This window comes from Arenibacter arenosicollis (genome assembly GCF_014397245.1).
Taxonomy (GTDB): Bacteria; Bacteroidota; Bacteroidia; order Flavobacteriales; family Flavobacteriaceae; genus Arenibacter; species Arenibacter arenosicollis.
The window spans coordinates 187,136-208,195 of record NZ_JACLHY010000006.1 but is presented as its reverse complement, the minus strand read 5'-3'; the positions used below and the strand labels follow the sequence as shown (position 1 = coordinate 208,195).

At 38.3% G+C, this 21,060-nt stretch carries 22 protein-coding genes and 1 other RNA gene; 10 read left to right on the top strand and 13 right to left on the bottom strand.

All coding sequences use genetic code 11. The features are described from left to right. Positions 1-13: 13 nt before the first annotated feature. The 3 genes from H4O18_RS08720 to rocD all read left to right on the top strand — a co-directional run bounded on the left by H4O18_RS08720 (position 14) and on the right by rocD (position 3,415). The gene (locus tag H4O18_RS08720; protein WP_187583534.1) at positions 14-1,087 is read left to right on the top strand and encodes a glycoside hydrolase family protein; all 1,074 of its coding nucleotides are present in this window, start codon (positions 14-16) and stop codon (positions 1,085-1,087) included. Next, positions 1,084-1,989: an endonuclease/exonuclease/phosphatase family protein gene (locus tag H4O18_RS08715; RefSeq protein ID WP_187583532.1), complete on the top strand. Its 906-nt coding sequence runs from the start codon at positions 1,084-1,086 to the stop codon at positions 1,987-1,989. The genes H4O18_RS08720 and H4O18_RS08715 overlap by 4 nt, the downstream gene beginning before the upstream one ends. Positions 1,990-2,134: 145 nt before the next feature. Then, positions 2,135-3,415 carry an ornithine--oxo-acid transaminase gene (gene rocD, locus H4O18_RS08710; protein WP_187583530.1) on the top strand — a complete coding sequence of 427 codons (1,281 nt, stop codon included), beginning with the start codon at positions 2,135-2,137 and terminating at the stop codon, positions 3,413-3,415. A 55-nt stretch (positions 3,416-3,470) separates the two neighbouring features. Here rocD and H4O18_RS22585 read toward each other — a convergent pair whose 3' ends face one another. The 4 genes from H4O18_RS22585 to H4O18_RS08690 are packed head-to-tail and all read right to left on the bottom strand — an operon-like array spanning position 3,471 to position 4,845. Further along, positions 3,471-3,884 carry a DUF2752 domain-containing protein gene (locus H4O18_RS22585; RefSeq protein WP_425489127.1) on the bottom strand — a complete coding sequence of 138 codons (414 nt, stop codon included), beginning with the start codon at positions 3,882-3,884 and terminating at the stop codon, positions 3,471-3,473. Next, positions 3,874-4,158, bottom strand: coding sequence for a CD225/dispanin family protein (locus tag H4O18_RS08700; protein ID WP_187583526.1), 285 nt, complete (start codon positions 4,156-4,158; stop codon positions 3,874-3,876). Before H4O18_RS08700 ends, H4O18_RS22585 begins: the two co-directional genes overlap by 11 nt. 36 nt (positions 4,159-4,194) lie before the next feature. Then, a complete protein-coding gene (locus H4O18_RS08695; protein ID WP_187583525.1) occupies positions 4,195-4,533 on the bottom strand; it encodes a CCC motif membrane protein in 339 nt (112 codons plus the stop codon). 9 nt (positions 4,534-4,542) lie between these two features. Continuing rightward, on the bottom strand, positions 4,543-4,845 hold the full coding sequence (locus H4O18_RS08690) for a DUF2752 domain-containing protein (RefSeq protein WP_246474143.1): 303 nt from the start codon (positions 4,843-4,845) through the stop codon (positions 4,543-4,545). A gap of 59 nt (positions 4,846-4,904) precedes the next feature. Between H4O18_RS08690 and H4O18_RS08685 the strand changes: the two genes are divergently transcribed. Together H4O18_RS08685 and H4O18_RS08680 are read left to right on the top strand one after the other, a co-directional pair. Then, entirely contained in the window at positions 4,905-5,102 is a 198-nt protein-coding gene (locus tag H4O18_RS08685) for a hypothetical protein (RefSeq protein ID WP_187583523.1), read from the top strand. Beyond that, positions 5,102-5,650 (top strand): Smr/MutS family protein, encoded by a 549-nt coding sequence (locus tag H4O18_RS08680; RefSeq protein ID WP_187583521.1) that lies wholly within the window; start codon positions 5,102-5,104, stop codon positions 5,648-5,650. The genes H4O18_RS08685 and H4O18_RS08680 overlap by 1 nt, the downstream gene beginning before the upstream one ends. Here the strand turns inward: H4O18_RS08680 and H4O18_RS08675 are convergent, their stop codons facing one another. Continuing rightward, positions 5,651-6,160 carry a hypothetical protein gene (locus H4O18_RS08675; protein WP_187583519.1) on the bottom strand — a complete coding sequence of 170 codons (510 nt, stop codon included), beginning with the start codon at positions 6,158-6,160 and terminating at the stop codon, positions 5,651-5,653. 134 nt (positions 6,161-6,294) lie between these two features. On the opposite strand from H4O18_RS08675, the gene H4O18_RS08670 reads away from it, so the two are divergent. Continuing rightward, positions 6,295-7,443, top strand: a complete 1,149-nt coding sequence (locus tag H4O18_RS08670; protein WP_187583517.1) for a cysteine desulfurase family protein — start codon at positions 6,295-6,297, stop codon at positions 7,441-7,443. Here the strand turns inward: H4O18_RS08670 and H4O18_RS08665 are convergent. The 3 genes from H4O18_RS08665 to H4O18_RS08655 form a co-directional block, all read right to left on the bottom strand. Further along, on the bottom strand, positions 7,440-8,093 hold the full coding sequence (locus H4O18_RS08665) for a hypothetical protein (RefSeq protein ID WP_187583515.1): 654 nt from the start codon (positions 8,091-8,093) through the stop codon (positions 7,440-7,442). The genes H4O18_RS08670 and H4O18_RS08665 overlap by 4 nt on opposite strands. Before the next feature lie 113 nt (positions 8,094-8,206). Then, positions 8,207-10,726, bottom strand: a complete 2,520-nt coding sequence (locus H4O18_RS08660) for a TonB-dependent receptor (RefSeq protein ID WP_187583513.1) — start codon at positions 10,724-10,726, stop codon at positions 8,207-8,209. Next, entirely contained in the window at positions 10,680-12,368 is a 1,689-nt protein-coding gene (locus H4O18_RS08655) for a M23 family metallopeptidase (protein WP_187583511.1), read from the bottom strand. The genes H4O18_RS08660 and H4O18_RS08655 overlap by 47 nt, the downstream gene beginning before the upstream one ends. A 195-nt stretch (positions 12,369-12,563) precedes the next feature. Between H4O18_RS08655 and H4O18_RS08650 the strand changes: the two genes are divergently transcribed. From H4O18_RS08650 to rny, 4 genes are all read left to right on the top strand, one after another. After that, positions 12,564-12,854, top strand: a complete 291-nt coding sequence (locus tag H4O18_RS08650) for a hypothetical protein (protein WP_103442032.1) — start codon at positions 12,564-12,566, stop codon at positions 12,852-12,854. A gap of 14 nt (positions 12,855-12,868) precedes the next feature. After that, positions 12,869-13,165, top strand: a complete 297-nt coding sequence (locus H4O18_RS08645; RefSeq protein ID WP_187583509.1) for a cell division protein ZapA — start codon at positions 12,869-12,871, stop codon at positions 13,163-13,165. A gap of 54 nt (positions 13,166-13,219) precedes the next feature. Further along, positions 13,220-13,329, top strand: a non-coding RNA gene (gene ssrS / locus H4O18_RS08640) — 6S RNA. Positions 13,330-13,383: 54 nt separating this feature from the next. Then, positions 13,384-14,949, top strand: coding sequence for a ribonuclease Y (gene rny, locus H4O18_RS08635; RefSeq protein WP_187583507.1), 1,566 nt, complete (start codon positions 13,384-13,386; stop codon positions 14,947-14,949). A gap of 122 nt (positions 14,950-15,071) precedes the next feature. On the opposite strand, the gene H4O18_RS08630 is transcribed toward rny, so the two are convergent. From H4O18_RS08630 to H4O18_RS08610, 5 genes are all read right to left on the bottom strand, one after another. Beyond that, the gene (locus tag H4O18_RS08630; protein WP_187583505.1) at positions 15,072-15,917 is read right to left on the bottom strand and encodes a DUF922 domain-containing protein; all 846 of its coding nucleotides are present in this window, start codon (positions 15,915-15,917) and stop codon (positions 15,072-15,074) included. A gap of 65 nt (positions 15,918-15,982) precedes the next feature. Next, entirely contained in the window at positions 15,983-18,223 is a 2,241-nt protein-coding gene (locus H4O18_RS08625; RefSeq protein WP_187583503.1) for a DUF349 domain-containing protein, read from the bottom strand. Between the two features lie 152 nt (positions 18,224-18,375). Further along, positions 18,376-19,128: a shikimate dehydrogenase family protein gene (locus H4O18_RS08620; RefSeq protein ID WP_187583501.1), complete on the bottom strand. Its 753-nt coding sequence runs from the start codon at positions 19,126-19,128 to the stop codon at positions 18,376-18,378. After that, positions 19,106-20,119 carry a DUF368 domain-containing protein gene (locus H4O18_RS08615; protein WP_187583498.1) on the bottom strand — a complete coding sequence of 338 codons (1,014 nt, stop codon included), beginning with the start codon at positions 20,117-20,119 and terminating at the stop codon, positions 19,106-19,108. Before H4O18_RS08615 ends, H4O18_RS08620 begins: the two co-directional genes overlap by 23 nt. A 14-nt stretch (positions 20,120-20,133) precedes the next feature. Then, positions 20,134-21,051 (bottom strand): polyprenyl-phosphate transporter, encoded by a 918-nt coding sequence (locus H4O18_RS08610; protein WP_187583496.1) that lies wholly within the window; start codon positions 21,049-21,051, stop codon positions 20,134-20,136. Positions 21,052-21,060 lie beyond the last annotated feature (9 nt).

The following is a 21,060-nucleotide window of genomic DNA, read 5'->3' as shown; positions in this document are numbered from 1 at the left end:
TTTAATATTGTAAATGAAGTACGTTATAAAACTGTTTGCTATTACCACACTCTTGGTCGTTGATTTTGGGTATGCCCAAGACACGTCTTTGCAAATGCCCTTATCTTTTATCGCCCAGAATTTGGAATATAAGGGCGTTGCCGTTCAAGATGAAAATTATACCATTTGGGGCTGTGCACCCATACAGGATGAGGATGGAAAAACGCACTTATTCGTAGCACGATGGCGGGAAAAGAATGTTAATCCAGCATGGAGAAAATCTTCCGAAATTGCCCATTATATTTCCGATTCACCAGAAGGACCATTTGTTTTTTCCGATGTGGCCATAAAAGGTACAGGAAAGGATACCTGGGATAAATATGCTCCGCACAACCCGGAAATCAAGAAGGTGGGCAAGAACTTTGTGTTGTTGTATATAGCGAACACCAATTATCATCAACCACCACATCCGGGTAATCAGCGCATTGGTATGGCAATTGCAAAATCCCCGTTTGGTCCATGGGAAAAAGTGGGTAAGGACGGGATGGTCTTAAATGCCGAAAATCCTCAAAAATGGAATTATAAATCCAATATGGGAGTGGCCAATCCCGCTTTATTGGAAGTAAATGGGAAGTACTATCTGTATTTTAAAACTAAAACCACGGATGGGATTCTAAAGTATGGTTTGGCTACGGCAACCAAATTAAAAGGTCCATATACTATTCAGGAAAAACCGGTTACCTCCAATAAAGGAACCTTGGAAGATGGTACCGTTTTTGCCTATCAAGATCATATTTATTTGTTGACCACGGACAATCATGGTCAAAATACGGGCATAGTTGGCGGAGGAACACTTTGGAAGTCAAAGGACGGACATACTTTTAATTGGGAGGACGCCACTGTTGGCTATGATTTATTACCAACCTATTACAAGGATTATGAACCTAAAAAAGCGGTGAAGATATATGGTGCCGCCCCCAAGTTGGAACGTCCCAAAATTTTAATGATAAATAACAAACCGGCATATTTGTATGGGCCATCTGGATGGAATATTTTTGGTGGGGACAGAACTGTTGGCCATGTTTTTAAAATAAATCTAAAAGAATGAAATTTCGAAATATTTTTTGGATTCTAGTATTGCTCCCATTATTATTGACATCCCAAGACAAAAAAAACAATTTTAAAATCATCACCTATAATATTTGGAATGGTTATGACTGGGGCAAAGATCAAGAAAGAAGGGAAAAAGTTCAAAATTGGATCAAGGACCAAACTCCAGATGTTGTTGCCTTGCAGGAATTATGCGCCTACACCTCCGAAAAGTTACAGGTGGATGCCCTATCTTGGGGCCATTCCTTTTCTGTTTTATTAAAAACGACCGGTTATTCCGTAGGTTTTACTTCTAAATACCCCATCGAAGTAAAAGAAAAAATAACGGAGGGGATGCATCATGGTGCGCTGCATTGTAAAACAAACGGAATTGATTTCATGGTTGTACACTTACATCCAGGTAGCATAGCTCGAAGGCGTGAGGAAGCTAGTATCGTAGTAAGAAAATTGGAGAATATTGCAAAAACCACTTCAAATTATGTAGTCTTGGGGGATTTTAATGCCCATTCTCCTTTTGATGCCGATTTATATGATCCCCATGGTAAATTATTAAATAGATTAAGGAATTCCAATGTGGGAAAAGGGTTGGATGGCAATTTGGTCAATGGCAACTTTGATTATGCCGTAATGTCCAAATTCCTATCGTTTCCTTTGTATGATCTAGTACAAAAATATTCTGCTGGTTTAGCTGCTAGAGGTAGTTTCCCAGGACAGGTTTTGGCGGAGGTGAATAATGAAAGCTCTGAACAACTGGTTTCACGTCTGGAACGAATAGATTATATTATGGTTTCACCTGAGTTATACATGAAATCTTTGGATGCTAAAGTCCACAATGGAGAGGGAAATTGGTATTTGTCGGATCATTATCCTGTTAGTGCCAGTTTTGATCTAAAGGATTGATTGGCAGGTTTTTCCGAAACAAAAATCAATTCACAAAATATTTTAGGATGCAAATTACTATTCGTAATTTGCAGTCTCTACAAAAGAAGGATGATTTCTCTCCCCAAGAAGGAATTGTAAAGTTTTATTTAATAGTTATCAGATCATGTCAGTTTTAGAAAAATTAACTTCTAAGGATGCAATTGCATTAGAAGAAAGATTCGGAGCACACAACTATCATCCTTTACCTGTAGTTTTAAGTAGGGGAGAAGGGGTGTATGTTTGGGATGTAGAAGGAAAAAAGTATTACGATTTCTTATCTGCCTATTCAGCGGTAAATCAAGGTCATTGTCATCCTAAAATCGTGAATGCCATGATAAAGCAAGCGCAAACGCTCACTTTAACTTCCAGGGCCTTTTACAATGATATGCTAGGTAAGTTTGAAAAGTTGGCTGCGGAAACATTTGGGTATGACAAGTTGTTGCCCATGAATACCGGGGCGGAAGCCGTGGAGACTGCACTAAAAATTTGTAGAAAATGGGCTTATGAGAAAAAAGGGGTTCCTGAAAATCAAGCACAGATCATAGTTTGTGAAAATAATTTTCACGGACGAACTACCACTATAATCTCATTTTCAAACGATTCCGTGGCCCATAAAAATTACGGACCCTATACCGAAGGCTTTATTAAAATTGAGTATGATAATCTTTCTGCGTTGGAAGAGGCTTTGGAAGGAAATAAAAATATAGCAGGATTCCTGGTAGAACCCATACAGGGTGAAGCCGGAGTCTTTGTGCCGTCGGAAGGATATCTCGCGAAGGCAAAGGAATTATGTAAAATGCACAACGTTCTTTTTATTGCTGATGAAGTGCAGACTGGGATAGCCCGTACCGGAAAATTATTGGCAACCTGCGGTAACTGTGATTGTCCGGAAAAGCATTGCAGCGGGACACCTGAAGTGAAGCCGGATATTTTAATTTTAGGAAAGGCACTTTCAGGTGGGGCCTACCCAATTTCTGGGGTTCTGGCCAATGATGAAATTATGGAAGTTATAACACCAGGTAGTCATGGCAGTACCTTTGGAGGTAATCCAGTAGCAGCCGCTGTTGGGATAGCTGCACTTGAGGTGGTCAAGGAGGAGGGCTTGGCAGAGAACGCTTTTCAACTCGGAGAAATTTTTAGGGAAGAACTCAATAAATTTATTCCAACGTGTAATATTGTGAATGCCGTTAGGGGCAAAGGCTTATTAAATGCCATATTGATAAATGATACTGAAGACAGTTCTACGGCTTGGGATATTTGTATGGCCTTAAAAGAAAACGGTCTCTTGGCCAAACCAACCCATGGCAATATTATAAGGTTCGCACCACCTTTGGTAATGAACAAGGAGCAGCTCTTGGAATGTGTGGGGATTATTATAAAAACACTTAAGAAGTTTGAAAAATAATTTTCTTTAAATTTTAATTTATTGCCCGTTATTGTCTTTATAGTGGGCTTTTATTTTATCCAGGAGCCAAATGGGTAAAAGGATAAATGTTTACATTCCTTAAAATTGTAAATAGCGCAATTAATATGAAAAGTACTAGCGGTGTTTTGGGATGATATATAAGGTCTGGTAGTGTTTTTTTGTTTTTTAAAGGAGTGTAATTACGAGCCCAATGATAAGCGATCAACAAGAAAGCGGGAATAAAGAGGATATTATGCCGTGCAACACCTATTAAATTTAAGTGCAGCAAATCGTGAAGGGCTCTTTGGCTACCACAACCAGTACAATAATAACCAGTGGTAGTTAAAAATGGACATTTGGGGAAATAAGCGGAACTACTTGGATTTATGAAAAAATATAGGAGCAGTATTCCAAGGATTACTACTCCCAAAATTATTGTCAATGGTATTTTTGTTTTCTTAGAAATCACCCGAACTCATTAACCCACCAATTAAGGCAAAGCCAAAAATAGCGATATATAAAAGCCACAATAGTCCGGCAATGGCCATGCCTACAATGGCCCAAGTTTTGGCATTTTTAGAAGCTTTTTCTGCTTGATCATAATTGCCCAGGGCATAAGCTTCATTTACCTTGGCCGCATTTACAATACTGACGATGCCAGGAATTAAGCAACAAAATACAGTGCTGATAATAGCTAATACCAAATAGTTGTTAGGTTTGGGTCGTGTTTGATTATTTTCCATAAAATAATTTAAAAGATTGATTGGTCGTAAATGTATTTATTGAAGGTTTTGGAAATAATCTTCCATTCTTTCCCTCATAAGTTCTTCGTTCTGTAGAGCATCCCATCCAATAATAGAGATGATCCAAATAAAGAATATTACCACTAGGACATTAAGTATAATACCTATAATGGAAAGGGTCCTGCCTAACTTAACATTGTTATAGCCTTCATAAATACTGGGATCCAAAGCATAGAGATTGGTTGCCTTGTTTGCCAAAATAAGTCCGATTATTCCAAATATCAACCCTATAATTCCATAGCAGCAACAGGTAACTATAGAGATAATCCCGAAAACCAAAATCAGTGTTGCGTTAGGTAGTTTTTGTTGTTCCATAATTTTATTTTAATGTATTAAATGAATCATTTTATATGAATAACTAATAATAATGATTCCGGCGTTTAGGTATAAAAGATAAATTTTAATCTTGAAGGAATTCTTAATATTGAACACTAGTGAAGCTCCAATAAAGCCTACCAGAAAAATCAGGGTGTATATGGCGGGATATATCTTTAGGGCGTCAATAAAATTACCATCCAGTAAAAAGGAAACGGAACGTTGAAAGCCACAACCAGGGCATTCAATCCCGAAAATCTGCTTGTTCATACAAGGCAGCATATAATTTTCCAGTTCCCAGAGAATTGCCATTAGGATTATTTAAAGTGCTAATATAATTCTTTACCGAAAATTACTATTATTTTTGGGCAATGAAAACAAAACGGACTTTTTATTTAGTGCTCATCATAGTAGGAGCAGTAATTGCTGGGATGGGAGACAGTATTATCGAAGAGGAATATGCGCTAAGCATTGGAATTGTCCTTTTGATGTTCGGGTTGTACAAGACCACACAGTTGTGGAGTTTGGACCGCTATGGGGATGAGGAAAAAGATAAAGGGGATAAGTAATGGATTTAAAAGTAGGAGATCAAGTTGAGGCCATCGATGATATTATTCAAGGTGTTGTGGTAAAAATAAACGGTACGCAAATTACCGTTGAAAGCAAGGACGGGTTCCTATTGCGATATTCTGCGGATGAATTATTGAAAATCGCCAGCTCCAATGCCATTAAAGTATCCAATTATGAAGTGGCCAGAATAAAGGCTGAAAAGGAAATACCCAAAAACAGGCACCATAAGAAATCAAGACCGAAGGAGCGCTATGCACCGCAGATGGAAGTAGATCTGCATATAAATAAGTTGACACCTTCCACAAAGGGAATGACAAATTTTGAAATGTTGAACCTTCAATTGGATACGGCCAAACGTCAATTGGATTTCGCAATACGCAAAAAAATACAAAAGGTTGTATTTATTCACGGTGTAGGGGAAGGTATATTAAAGGAAGAGCTATATTTTCTTTTTAAACGGTACGAAAACGTAAAGTACTATGATGCCGACTATCAGAAATATGGCCTAGGGGCCACGGAAGTATACTTCTTACAGAATACACAATGATTATTGGGTGGTAACTGTCCCGTAATCATTGATACTTAAATCCGTGATTCGCTGATTGTTGGAATCGTTGATCAAGGTAATCTCGCTTAGCCTTATTGTATGTTCGTAAGATGTGTTTTCTCCATCAACTATTGCTGTGGTTGTTATTAGTACAGACCCACTTTGAGCCTCTATTTCTTCGATTACGGTAGGTTCCGTTACAGGGATAACATCGCAAAAATAGTTTTTGGTTACATTGGCCGAAAAAATGCGATAGGTTAGTGTAGTGTTACTGGAAATGGGATATTCTACCTCACCCTCAGAGGCTTCATTCTTAAGGGTTCCACTAGCTATAGTAAGTATTAAGGCTTCATTCTCTGCAATTTTAAAAAATAAGGTCGTGCTTGTAGTGACCGTACTGCCGCAATATTGAATGTCGCTATCGTCAAAATTTATAGTTTCAATTTGTAAATTCCCATCATCGCAAGATGAAAGGGCCAAACACAAAAGGAGAATCAAGAGATTTTTCATGCCTCAAATTTAATTGAAATATAAGTTATAATCCTAGAGGTTTATGTGCATTTTGCAGGAAATTAACTTTATTTCAAGTAATTTTGGCGGACTTTCCTGGAGTTGGGAAAGCTTTTAATTCGATTTATAATTAAATGAAAAAGGTTTATTTGGATAGTGCCGCAACCACGCAGGTTAGACCTGAGGTCATCTCAAGAATGCAGGATGCTTTGGCAAGTTCCTACGGCAATCCTTCATCTTCCCATGGCTTTGGAAGAACTGCCAAAACAGCGATTGAACAAGCACGAAAAACCGTTGCAAAGTACTTAAATGCCCACCCTGCGGAAATCATTTTCACTTCGGGAGGAACCGAGGCGGACAACATGATACTAAGGTGTAGTGTAAGGGATCTTGGGGTTAAAACCATAATAACTTCCAAAATAGAACATCATGCCGTTTTGCACACGGCCCAAGCGTTGGCATATGAATATGGTGTTGAATTGCTATTCGTGGATTTGGATAGTGTAGGAAATCCGGACCTAGTCCATTTGGAATCGCTATTGAAAAGGGATGAAAGCAAAAAATTAGTAAGCTTAATGCACGTTAACAATGAAATAGGAAATACCATAGATATTACGGCCATAGGCAATCTTTGTGAGGCATACGGTGCTCTATTTCATTCCGATACCGTACAGTCCATAGGTCATTTTCCTTGGGATGTACAAAAATGCAAGGCTCATTTTTTAACAGCGGCGGCCCATAAATTTCATGGACCCAAGGGCGTTGGCTTCGCCTATATAAAAAGAAACACGGGTTTAAAACCATTGATTTTAGGAGGGTCTCAAGAACGTGGTTTTAGGGCAGGGACAGAACCTTTTCACAATATTGTAGGTCTGGAAGAAGCAATGAATGCTGCTTATGACCATATGGAAGAGGAAAGGACTTATGTAACTGAATTAAAAAGGTATTTTATAGAAAAAATAGCCATGGCAATTCCTGAGATAGCTTTTAATGGTCTTTCGGGTGATATGGAGAAAAGTACCTATACCCTGGTGAATGTTCGACTCCCATTTGATCCGGAAAAGGCACTCATGTTGTTGTTTCATTTGGATTTAAAAGGTATTGCCTGTTCCAAGGGAAGTGCTTGCCAGTCCGGTAGTGATATTGGTTCGCACGTACTTACGGAAATTCTGCCCTCTGAAGATATGGAGAAACCGTCCTTGAGATTTTCCTTCTCTAAATATAATACCAAAGAAGAATTGGATTATGTAATAGAGGTGTTAAAAGAATTCGGTTCCCACTAGCCCTTTTTTCGGTCCCTGGGACGTTCCCTATCATAAGGAAATTTTCTGGAAGCCAATTTCATCATCAATTCAATCAGGTCGGTAGTGTTTTTTCCCGATTTTTTATTGATTTGTTTTTCGTATTTCCACAGTAATTTACCCGTTGTCCCATCACTTATTTTTACGCCTATTCTACCGTAATTGGCGCTGCCCTTAATATAATCCAATAGGCTAAACTCTGTGGGGACACCTTTGGATAGGAGTACGTTTAAGTCCAATGTACCACTTATGATTCCGTCAACTTCTAAAATTTCTGCCAATTGCTTAACACTATAAACATCAATATTGTCATAGGAAATGCCGTTCTGTTTTAAAATGGCATTGGTGTTTTTAATATTTTGGAACTCCACTGAAAATTTCTTTTTCTTTTTTCTTTTGGAAAAATAGGTTTCTAGCGCGTCCTGCACCGCATATCCCTCCTTCTCTTCAAGGTTTTTTAATTCCTCATTGGATATTTGATCCTTTAGTTCCAAATTGGTCAAAAAGGGGATAATGGCCAGATTACTATGATTGCGGCTCAATTCATCAAATTTTTCGCTCTCGTAAATGTTTTTTTGGGCCGATGCGCTAAGGCAAATGAGTGTATAAATGAATGCAATAATATTTTTCATCTATTGATATTTTGTTCTGTATATAGCTATCGTTAAACTTATTTTTTAAGGTGTTTTATATTGTCATAGTCCTTTGTACTGGTCCGAACTATATATTGACTTTATTTTCAATTCTAAAATCGCATCTCTATTTTTATATTCAGAATACGACCGGTCATAAAATTAGGTACGGCAAATTGTTGTTCGTTCGTTAAATCCCTTACCCACGTGTTGGTAATGGAATTTTGATTGTTGAATAAATTAAATATTTCGAAACCTACATTTAATTCCTTAAAAAGCCGTAAAAACGTGTTTTCGTCATAGGAATTATTGGCCCCCACAAAAATATAGGAAATTCCTAAATCTGCACGCTTATAATCCCTTAATCTATTTTGATAAAGGTAGGGGTCCTCATAGCTTGGTGATCCACCGGGCAAACCTGTGTTGTAAACTAGGTTTAAGTACATTTTAATATTCGGTACCTCTGGCATATAATCTTGAAAAAGAATCCCAAAGTTTAAGCGCTGGTCTGTGGGTCTCGAAATATAGCCTTGGCCATTAATGTTTTCCTTTGTTTTTAGATATCCCAAACTAAACCAAGATTCCGTTCCGGGAACAAAAGCACCGCTTAGTCTAAATTCAGCCCCATACGCATAAGCTTTTGCATTATTTTGGGCTGCATAGCGAAGGCGCACATCTTCCAAGGTATAAGGGTTTACATTGGTCAATTTTTTCCAATAAGTCTCCCCGATCAATGTAAATGGCCTTTGCCATAATTTAAAGCTATATTGGTTTCCCAATACCAATTGATAGGATTTTTGAGCTTCTACTTCTGGATGGACAGTACCTTTGTTGTCCCTTAATTCCCTATAGAAAGGAGGCTGTTGGTAAACTCCGCCAGAGAGTCTGAACAACATATCTTTTTCCCAATTTGGTTTAATGGACAATTGCGCTCGGGGACTAAATATAGTGTGTGTGCTTTTTGCAAGATTTTTTCCTCTAACTACCCAATACGTGGCTCTGGCTCCTAGGTTGTAGTAGAGGTTATGGCCGTGCCACTCGGTCTGACGGCTGTATTGTACAAATCCCGATACTTTATTGGTGTTTACCGCATTCTTGGCAATAATGCCTTGGAATGGAATAAGAGGGGCCTCGAAAGATATTTCGGGTTCATTACGTTGAAATTCAGAATTGGGGGGGCGAACCATATACCCTAATGAATCTATGAATTCTGACTCTCTGATTTGGTCCCGAATATTGGTATGCTCATATTTCAATCCCCATGCGATTACCTTCCCATCATTGGAGTACGTTCCTTTGTGTTCCAAATTAACAATTTTGGCATCCAAATCATTTCTGGCACGGTCGTATTGGGTAGCCAATCCATTGATTGGGGTGGGCTCTCCCCAATTGTCGTCCCCAATATTCGAATTTAACTCACTGAGCTGGTACTGGGATATGACATCGGAATATTCTTGTTCCCTATTAAAATATAATGAGGAAATAAGTTTGAAAGTAGTTTTGTCGTTAAGCCGGTATTCCGCCTTTAGGGCGTTTAGGTTGGTCCTAAATTGGCTTTTTTCACTTCCGGCATAGTAAACTGTTAGGGTTTTTATATCGTTCAGGGTCCCAAAATTTGTCTGCCTGGTGAATGGTGTGTTACGGTAATTGTTGATGGAAAGATTTCCGAGATAACTTATCCGGAATTTGGGCGAAAAGATATAGGTGGTGTACTGTTGTATATCAAAAAATGACGGATCATAGTTGCTCTTGGTATTACTGCTATTTACAAGAAGGCTGTTGTCTCTGGACCTTATACTTGTTATACTGTATAGTTTTTTATTTTTTGATACACCTTCAACAGTAGCCGCAGTACCCAGCAAGGTTGCGTATATTTTAAGGCCAAAGGCAACAGGGGTTTTATAGGTGATATCCAGAACCGAGGAAAGTTTGTCACCGTATTTGGCCTGAAAACCGCCAGCAGAAAATTGTAAATTCTCCACCATGTCGCTATTTATAAAACTTAAACCTTCCTGTTGACCTGAGCGAACAAGAAAGGGCCGATATATCTCAATGTCGTTTACATACACCAGGTTTTCGTCATAATTACCGCCTCGGACCATATACTGGGTGCTAAGCTCATTGTTCGAGGAAACGCTGGGTAAAAGCTTCAAAATATTTTCCACCCCGGCATTGGAGCCAGGAATGTTTCGAGCAATATCCGATGAAATAGTGGTAACACCCTCGGCATATCTTGTTCCGGAGGGGGTAACTACGACCTCAGCGATTAGTATGGCTTTCTGCTGTAGTACGGGATTAAATTCATAATTCTCGTTTGTATTCAATATTAAATCTTTAAGAAGCAGTCTTTCACTGCCGAGATGGGAGAAAGTTATGGTCGTTTCTTGGTCCGCTATAATTTCCAATATGTAAAAGCCATTAATATCGGAGAAAGTTCCCTTGTTACCAGAAGTAATATTAACATTGGGCAATGGTGTTTGGTTTTCATCAAAAACCACACCTGTAATGGTAGCTGTTTGTGCCTTTAGATAGGTGGTTGTGCCTATTAAAAAGACTAGAAAAAATAGTTTAAAAAGTCTCAATTTTTCATTTTCTGTAAAAAGTACTAGTGAAGGTACTACTGTTGCCAACATTATCAGTAACCACGACTTTCAATTCACATTGTTTTTTGTCCAATATAAGATCATCAAAATTATAGGTAATGGTATTTGTTTTAGGCTCATATTCCAATAGTATCCATTCTCCGTTAAGTGTGGCGTTGTATGTGTTAATTCCACTTAGATTATCAGTTATGCTTAGGCTTAAGTAACTATAGTTGGTAAGCCATTGTTTGTCTTTGAAATTTTTCGGCCTAATCTGAGGGGCAACGGTATCTTTTGCCAAGGTATAGGTTCCCAAATTCCTAGTTCGTGTGGTAAAGGTCGTTCCCCGTTTGTAGGTAGAAGCGTAGCTCGCCGAATTATTGTTGTCCAATCTTCCGATAAATAACTGCTTTCTTTCTTCATCGGAATATTTTGAAACATCAAAAGTTATGGTAAAGTTTCTATGTGCCGGTACTCTGCTGTTATGAATGGTAACGGTATCCTGTCCATTTTTTAGGTCTATATAGAAATTATTATAAAAGGTATTGGCGGGGAAGTATACTTTTGCCCCGCCCAAATCAAAATTGTTTGGTTTTTTAGCAATAATATAGTTGTCCGTTTTCTCTTCTTTTTTTGGAATTTTAATATCCTGTTGTTTTCCTTCCACAGGGATAATCAATTTGGTGAGATTACCGGCCAGATCATTGATTAGAATCTCCACATTATAGGATAATCCTTCGCTTACCTCGATTTTACCATTGTTGTAGATGGTCCTGTAGATGCCCAGGAGGTTGCTGTCGTCCTTGAAACACTTTTGAATTCGTTCCCTATTGGTACTAAAATGGTCATAATCTATCAAAGTGTTTATATAGCGACTTTCTGTAAATGAGAAGGTTTCAAAATCGTAATCGGTATATAATTTCCCGTTCACAACTTGTTTTACGGAGTAAACCCCATTTTGATTTGCGGCCAGATCTTGCCGGTCAAAGGTATTTATGCCAAAACCGATGGTGCCTAGGGCGGTTACTTTGTCGGCAAGAAAAGTTCCATCACTTTGTCTATGGTATTTAAGTTTTATTTTTTCCTGACTTTGGTTTACCTGTGCGTTTTCCGAAAGGGGATAAGCATAAACACTCAATAGGGTAGGGTCAGTGGCATCCCTGACATCCAGTCCATGTAAGAGGGGGTTTGTGGGCATTTCAGAGGCGCTGCTCCTAATTTCGAAATGTAGGTGGGGTCCGGCAGAACCGCCAGTATTTCCCGTATAGGCAATTAGTTCACCTTTTTGAGGCTTAAGTTCCGAAAAATCCGGAAAAATTTCCACCTCAAAAGATTTTTTTTGATACTGTATTTTCTTGACGTAGGCTTCTATGTCCGGTGAAAATTTTTGAAGGTGGCCATAGACCGAAGTGTAACCATTTGGATGTGCAATATACAATGCCTTGCCATAGCCCCATTCAGAAACTTTGATTCTGGTAATTGCACCATCGCCAATGGAATAGACCGGTAATCCTTGACGTTGTTGTGTTTTTATATCTATACCTGAATGAAAATGGTTGGAGCGCAATTCACCAAAGGTTCCAGATAATATTATTGGAATATCCAAAGGGGAGCGGAAAAAATCCGTGGGATATGGAGCTTGCCCATAAAATAAAGATGTAAATAAAAAAAATCCTAAGATAATGCCTTTCATAAAAATTAAATAATTGGTACGAATGTAATTAATACCATTCTAATTGAAAAAAAGTCTGTGTTATATAATATACAAAGGAGTCATTTTTTTTTCTTAAATTGAGGATGCAAATTTAACTTTAAGAATAATTGAAAAAAGAATTGCTAAGTATAAAGAGGTGTGTTAACTTTGTGTAAAATGCATTGATATTTGCAAATGGGTGAATTGGTAGATATTGTTGATTCTTTAGAAAATAAAATAAGTAAGTTGCTGCACAAGTTAGAGCTGTTGCACAATACTAACATAAAATTGGAAGAAGAATTGGTTTCTGTAAAAAATGATCATGAAGCAACAAGAGTTTCAGTGAATGAATGGCAGGAAAGGTACAATTCACTAAAAATGGCAAGTTCTATGCTGGGCAGTGATACAAATAAGACCGAAGCTAAGCTTAAAATAAACACGTTAATAAGGGAGTTGGACCATTGTATTGCCCAGCTTTCGGAATAGTGTAAATGAATAATATGGCAGAGAAGCTCAAGATTAAGCTTTCTATAGCTGATAGGGTATATCCCTTAACAATTGATCCTTTACAAGAGGAGGGGCTAAGAAAGGCAGCTAAGAACATAGAACAGCTGGCAAAGAAATTTGAGCAAAACTATGCCGTTAGGGATAAGCAAGATGTGCTGGCTATGTGCGCACTTCAGTTTGCTTCCAAGATTGAGCAAAAAGGAATAGATCAGTCAGAAGGTGTAAAAGAAGCTGCAGAGCGACTTAAGGCACTTAATCAGTTGGTAGGTTCCAAGCTAGGGATGAAATAACGTTCTTTAAAATAAATATAGTTACTGCCCACATTGGTAATTAATTTTTGACAAACTCAACACTAATTTGTTTGAAAAGGGTGAGTTTAGATTGTAAAAGCAGGCCTTACTTGTATAAGGATCCTTGAGCAGTCTGGTAGCCCTAAACCTGTTTATCGGGGTTTGTACAAAACTTCCATCAATGTGGGCTTTTTTTATAAATAATTTTGAAATTAAATATGGATAGTATAGCAATAATAATAGGATTGGTTGGTTTGGCAATTGGTTTTGCCATTGCGAAGTTTATGGAAAAGGGCAAGGCCTCGAAAACCATTGCCAGCGCAAAAAAAGAGGCGGCAAACATAATAAAGGAAGCCAATATTGAAGGGGAGAATATAAAGAAGGATAAAATATTTCAGGCCAAGGAAAAGTTTTTGGAACTTAAAGCCGAGCACGAGAAGGTAATTATTAATAAGGACAAGAAAATTTCGGAATCCGAAAAACGAACAAGGGATAAGGAATCCCAAATAAGCAGTGAATTGGCCAAAGGTAAAAAACTGGGCGAGCAACTCGAGATAAAACTGAAAGAGGTAGATTACAAGAGCGAGTTTCTGGAAAAGAAGCAATCTGAGTTGGAGAAGCTGCATAAGAGTCAAGTACAACAGTTGGAAGTAATTTCCGGTTTGTCTGCTGATGATGCGAAATCACAATTGTTGGAATCTTTGAAGGATACGGCAAAATCGGATGCCATGGCCTACATACAATCCACCGTAGAAGAAGCAAAGCTTACGGCCCAGCAAGAAGCCAAAAAAATTATTATCAACACCATACAACGTATTGGTACGGAAGAGGCGGTGGAAAATTGCGTTTCCGTGTTTAATTTGGAATCCGATGATGTAAAGGGAAGGATTATAGGCCGTGAAGGTCGAAATATTAGGGCATTGGAAGCGGCTACCGGGGTAGAAATAATTGTTGACGATACTCCTGAGGCAATCATTCTTTCCTGTTTCGATTCTGTTCGTAGGGAAGTAGCGCGCTTGTCATTGCACAAGTTGGTGACAGATGGAAGGATACACCCTGCAAGAATTGAGGAGATCGTTAAAAAGACTGAAAAACAGATAGAGGAGGAAATAGTTGAGATAGGTAAACGTACCGTAATTGATTTAGGGATACATGGCCTACATCCAGAATTGATCAAGGCAGTAGGTAGAATGAAATATCGTTCTTCCTATGGTCAAAACTTACTGCAACACTCCAGAGAGGTTGCCAAACTTTGTGGCGTGATGGCCGCTGAGTTGGGATTAAATCCAAAATTGGCAAAACGTGCCGGTCTATTACATGATATAGGAAAAGTACCCAATACTGAAGTTGAGGTGGAAACTCCACATGCAATTCTTGGTATGCAATGGGCTGAAAAATTTGGTGAGAAACCGGATATTTGTAATGCCATTGGTGCCCACCACGACGAGATAGAAATGAAAACCCTTATTGCTCCAATCGTACAGGTTTGTGATGCTATTAGCGGTGCAAGACCAGGAGCAAGAAGACAGGTGCTGGATTCCTATATCCAACGTTTAAAGGATTTGGAAGAGATAGCCTTCGGATTTGGTGGTGTGCAAAAGGCATACGCTATTCAGGCAGGAAGGGAATTAAGGGTAATCGTGGAAAGTGAGAAAGTGAGCGATGACAAAGCTGCTGAACTTTCCTTTGAAATCTCTCAAAAAATCCAAACGGATATGACTTATCCTGGTCAGGTAAAAGTTACCGTAATTAGGGAAACCAGAGCGGTTAACGTGGCCAAGTAATATATTTACTGATTTAAAAAAGCCTTCCCAAAAAATTATTTTTGGGAAGGCTTTTTTTATGTTGTACTAATCGGGATTTAAATAGTGAAATTGGGTAATTTGATAGATTTGGCTTTCGTTCCCTAATCTTCTTTATAAGGTCGGCTAATGGTCTTGTTTTTGTATATGGCCAGTGCTCTCAATCCAGTTTCGGTCCATTCGTCCCAATAGGATTGCTGTGAAAAATCACTATAGACATCCGTGTCATAGGCTTGCTGTTTTAACTGTAGTTCCTGATTGACTTCATCTCCTATGCGTTCCACTTTCTTTATAAGGTCCTTATAATTTTTAATCTCTAGCTGTAATCTCTGGATAAATTTCCTTGCGTAGAGTTCGGTAATGTCAAAATGTGTTTGTTCGTGACTAAGTACCAAGGATTTGTTCTTATTATTTTTGAAGTAGGAGGTTTCACAATCGAAATAAGTGTCCACCTCTACAATGACTAAGTTTTCCTTGCTTTTTATACTTGTAGCATAGCCGAAATAGGCATTTGTGGCTGCCTGAAATGACTTGTCTTCCGAAGCTCCCTTAAAGTCGGTCACCTTTAGTTTCCTATTTGGATTCCATAGGATTTCCTTTTCATAGGTTTCTGGGTTGGGAACAGAATATATATTTCCCCTTATCCTGTGACAGGGATTTAATAGAGCATTAGGGAGTCTATGTTTTGTTATGAATATTAAATTGCCACCAATTTCTTTAGCCTCTTTTTTTGCGGCCTGTTTCACTTGTCGAAGATTGCAATCTCCTGTAAAAGCATTGTGTTTGGTGGCTATGGTCCCGATTAAAAGGGAGTCGTTAAGCTTAGGATTTTCCTTGGTAATAACAAATAAGGAATGAGGTTGTGATATAGATTTGGCTAGAACGTTTCCTGTTTCTTTAACAATTATTCTCGGCGTACCACAGCTTGTTAGTTGAATAACAAACCACATAGCAATAGTAAAACTAACCTTAATGTTTCTAATACGCTTAAATTTTTATTTATTTTGGGAGGTATCTATTCTTCGTCAGTGGCTGAGTCCTCTTCATTATCCGTCTCCTCCGTCTCCTCCATCTCTTTCATTAAATTGTTTTCCAGAATGTTCAACTTTTTAAGTTTGGCTTTCCATGTGGCCAATGAATCTTTGTGATTATTTATGTTTTTAATTACTTCTTTTACCAAAGGATTATCCTCTGAGGCATTGGAAAAGAATTGAAGATTGTTTTCCAATTGCCTAATTTCACTTTTACTTTCGTCAATTTTTCTTCTAATAAAAGTGCGCTCGTTGGAGATGGCATAGTCATTGTCATTATTGGCTAACTGTTGAATCTTATTCCCGTATTTCAACAATTCGGCCTCCTGTCTATTGACATTTAATTTTTTGAACAATGCATCAAGAATTTTATTGAATTTGGCATTTATACTCTTTTTGTTAAAAGGTACCCTACCTGCCTCTTTCCATTCGGAAATGAATTCTTTAATGGTAGTCAAATCTTTATCCTTGTCTCCGCTGAGTTCAAAAGTCTTTAAATTTTCCAAGCAGGCATTTTTCCGTTCAAAATTCTCGGCCTCCTCTTTATGCGCTTCATTTTTTAGGGCATGGAAACGGTCAAAATAGTGGTTACATGCCGTTTTGAACTCCTTCCATATCTTGTCGGAGTATTTTCTGGGAACATGTCCTATCTTTTTCCATTCGTTCTGAATTCTTTTTAGCTCTTGGGTAGTTGTGTCCCAGTCTTCACTATCCTTTAAGGAAACCGCAAGTTCTAACAAAGCCCTTTTCTTATCCAGGTTTACTTGTTGGTCCTTCTTGAGATTTTTGTAATAATTGTTCTTGTTTCTATTAAATTCACGGACAGCATCCTTAAAACTTGCCCAAGTTTTCTCATTTACTTTCTGTGGTACTTTCCCAGCTTTGAAGAAGGAATCGCGCAGTTTTTCTACTTCCCTTATTTGTTGCTGTAGCTCTTTGTGGCTCGATGCAATATGGGTGGCTATTGAACTTATGGATTGGATAATTTCGTTTTTCCGCTCTAGGTTTTGTTCGTAAACCTTTTCTAAGTCTTTAAAATATTCTTGACGTCTTTGGTGAAGTAATTTGGTGGCGTTGCTAAAACGGTCCCAAATTTCTTCCCTATGTTCCTTGCCTACAGGGCCAATATCTTCTTTCCATATTTTGTGAAGGGTCTGCAGTTCCTGAAATGCCTTGTTTAAATCCTCTATTTGGACCAACTCTTCTGCCCGTACTACGATTTTTAACTTTTCCTCGTAGTTGTGCTTAAAATCTAGATCCCTTAGCTCCCTGTTTAAATGGAGAAAGTCATAAAATATTTCAATATGATGGTGGTAAGTGCGCCATACATCGTTGTAATTTGTGCGCGGAATTGGGCCGGCATTTTTCCACCGTTCCTGAAGATCTTTAAAGTTCTTATAAGTGGTGTTGATGTCCTCTTCAACGTTCACCAACGCCTTAAGTTCATTGATAATTTCCAATCTTTGTGTAAGATTGGATTTAAGGCCCTGTTCAAGACTTTTGTAATAGCTATTTCTTTTTTCCCGGTAATCGGAGTAAACCTCGTTAAACTGTCTTTTGGTAACAGAATTGTACCGGAAATCTATTTCGTTGCCACCACTGTTGACGAAGTCCTCCTTCTTTTCATCAATAAACTCTTGAAACTTTAGATCGAATTCATATTTAATTCCATCCACATGCTTTTTTATAGCCTGTACTTTTTCATTCCTTACCAATCGCTGAAGTTCTCCTACGAGATTCTCCATGGACATGGCATGGTAATCGGGCATAGGAATATGATGTCTCTGGTGGTTGTCCGAATCTTCCGCATCTTCTGCATTCGATTCATCTATTTCCTCCAAAACATCTTCTTCCTTTTCTGCAGTTTCCTCCTTTTCTACAATTTCTTTCTCGGACTTTTGGTCGGTTGTTGACTCTACCGCCTTTTCGTTGGAAGCCTCATTTTTTTTGTCGGATACTATTTCCTCCGGTGTTTCTTTAGCAGAAGGTTTTTCAGGCTTTTCTGCAACCAACTCCTTTTCTTCCTTGGCTTCAGCCTCCTCAGACTCACTTTCCTTTACACTTGCCTCGGCCGTATTAATTCCAGAATCGGTTTCCTTGTCCTCAGGCTTGAGGGAGGAATTTGTTTCGGCTTCGGTGTCCGAAATATTTGTCGATTCAGTATTTTCCGAAGTTTCCTCTGTACCTACATTATTCTGTAGTTTGTCTTCTTTATCTTCTAACATTTGATGAATGTTTATAGCTTTCTATATGTAATGTACGGAAATATAATTACATCCGTTTTAATATCAAAGGTAATGAAACTTCTTTTTAAGGATTTTATAATTGAGGCAAACCTATATTTTTGTGGTTTTCACAAACCTGAAGTTCTTTTAACCTATGAATTCCAGATTTCCCAAGATTTTTCGGCCTGAAATTGTAGCATGTTGGTACCGTTGCTAATTTTGCCCCCTTCCTGCTCTCCAGCCAATAAAAAGGCCGTTTTTTCAGGATTGTAAATAAGGTCGAATAGCAAATGTTGGTTGGTGATAAAGTGGTATGGAATGTCTGGTTTGTCGTTTATGTTTGGGTAAGTGCCCAAGGGAGTGCAATTAACAATAACCGTATACTCCGATAATACCTCTTTGCTTAGGTCTATGTAGTTAAGTTGGCCTTTTTTAGGATTTCTAGAGACAAATTTATAGGTTATCCCTAATTTATTAAGAACAAAGGCTACAGCTTTGGAAGCGCCGCCAGTTCCAAGTATAAGCGCTTTTTTATGGTGAGTCCTAATATAAGGCTCAATGGATTTTTGAAAGCCATATACATCCGTGTTGTATCCTATTGTTTCATTCTCCACTATTCTAATGGTGTTCACGGCGCCAATAGCCTGTGCCTCTTCGTCTATTTTTGATAAAAAGGGCATGATCTGCTCCTTGTAGGGAATGGTAACGTTAAAACCTTTGATATCGCTATTTTGTTCCATCAGGTTTTTGAACAGGTCAATTTGCTCAAGATCAAAATTCTCATAAGAATGTTGTTCAAGTCCCAGATCCGAAAATTTTTTGGTAAAATAACCCCTTGAGAACGAATAGGAGATATCTTTTCCTATTAGGCCAAATCTATTTTTATCTTTTTCTATTTTTTCCATACCAGTCTAAACCCAATAAAATTAATACCCCAAAAAATATAAAAAAAATAGCCCACCAAGTCTCCGAAGAGGCCAAATTTGGTAGAAACCTTTCGTAATTTTTTATAATAGGATTTTGATTCGTGTCCAAAAGTAAATTACCCGCAATATCCGTTTTAAACAGAGTTCGCTTCCAAGGCCAAACTACCCCAAGTGAGCCTGTGATGAAACCGATTATTACTGCTGTAGTAATATGTCGGTAATGTTTTAGTACATAACTCAGTAAATGTGAAAGCGTCACCAATCCAGTAGCTGATCCAGCGGTAAATACGGCAAGTATTTTTAAGGTGTTGAGCCTTGTTGGATTATCGATAAAACTATAGTCGCCGATAAAAATTTCTGAAAAGGAGTCATAAAGTGCATTTACCGAATCTACCAGGAGAAGTACATAATTACCCAGAAGGATCAGGATAAACGACCCGGAAAGGCCGGGTAAGGTCATTCCTGAAACGCTGATTATACCACAAAAGAATATAAAGATCAAGTTGTCGTTCTGTGTAGCCGGACTCAGGAAACTTATAGAAATACCTATGGCCAGCCCAATAAGACCCGCAGATATAGTCCTTTTTCCCCAGTAGCCAAAATCCTTTCCTATAAAGTAAATAGAGCCCAATATCATTCCAAAAAAGGCGGACCACACATAGAGTTCATTGCGTTCCAAAAAATAATCCAAAATTTTGGAGACACTGAAATAACTTACCAACATACCAAATATTAGTAGCGTTAAAAACTGGCCGTTGGTGTACTGATAGAAACTTTTTAGCCTTCCACTGATCAAGAGTTTAAAGGCTTTTCCGTTTACCTTTTGTAGGGAATATATGAACTCCTCATAAAATCCACCTACAAAAGCCACAATTCCCCCGGATACCCCGGGAACTTTGTTGGCAGCACCCATAAACAATCCTTTGATAACAAGGAAAAATTTATCCGTTAAGGTTCTGGAGTTTTTCATTCGGGGTAGGACGTTTATTTTTTTGCAGCCAATTTTTCCAGTATAAAAATAAGGGAAAAACCTAGTAAAGCTAAAATAACTGCACTTATTAATTGGGAGTCGCCCTCAAAAGAAAAAGGGGATACGTTCTGCTCCTTAATAGTAATTATTTTTTCTCCGAACATTTTGGTCTCCAAAACTTCCTTCCAAGGCCAAATTTTGTTCAAGGAACCCAATATAAATCCTGTAAGTAACGCCAATGTTAGATTTTTGTAATGCGTAAACATCCATTTGAGAAGTTTTGCAAAGCTTAGAAGCCCAAAAATTGCTCCCAAGCCAACCGTGGTTATAATTTGTAGATCGCGTTCATGCACAGCATCCAAAACTGTTTTGTAGGAACCTAATAGCACTAGGATAAAGGCCCCTGAGATACCGGGTAAAATCATGGCACATATGGCCAGCGCCCCGGAAAAGAATAAGTACGGCAGGGAGGCCGAATTTTCGGAAGGCGGCAACTGGGTAATGTAAAAAGCAATGGCGGCGCCTACGATCAATATTAGTATGGCAGCCAAATTCCATTTTTTAATTTCCTTGCCCACGAGCAATATACTTGCCACAACCAGCCCAAAGAAAAAGGACCATAATGGGATGGGTTGGTTCTCCAATAACCAACTAATAAGCTTGGCCAGAGATAGGACACTAATGCCTATACCTAACATAAGGGCAAGAAGAAAGTTGCCATTGAGTTTGGTCCAGAAGGCCTTGATTCCTTCGGTTCTCAAAGTCTTTAAAAGGGATAGGTTTACATTGTTAATGCTGGTGATGAGTTCTTCGTAAATTCCAGAAATAAAAGCAATTGTGCCTCCAGAAACCCCCGGAACCACATCTGCAGCACCCATGGCCATTCCCTTTAATAAAATGATAACGTAATTTAATAGACTGCGATTTTCCATAAATGATAA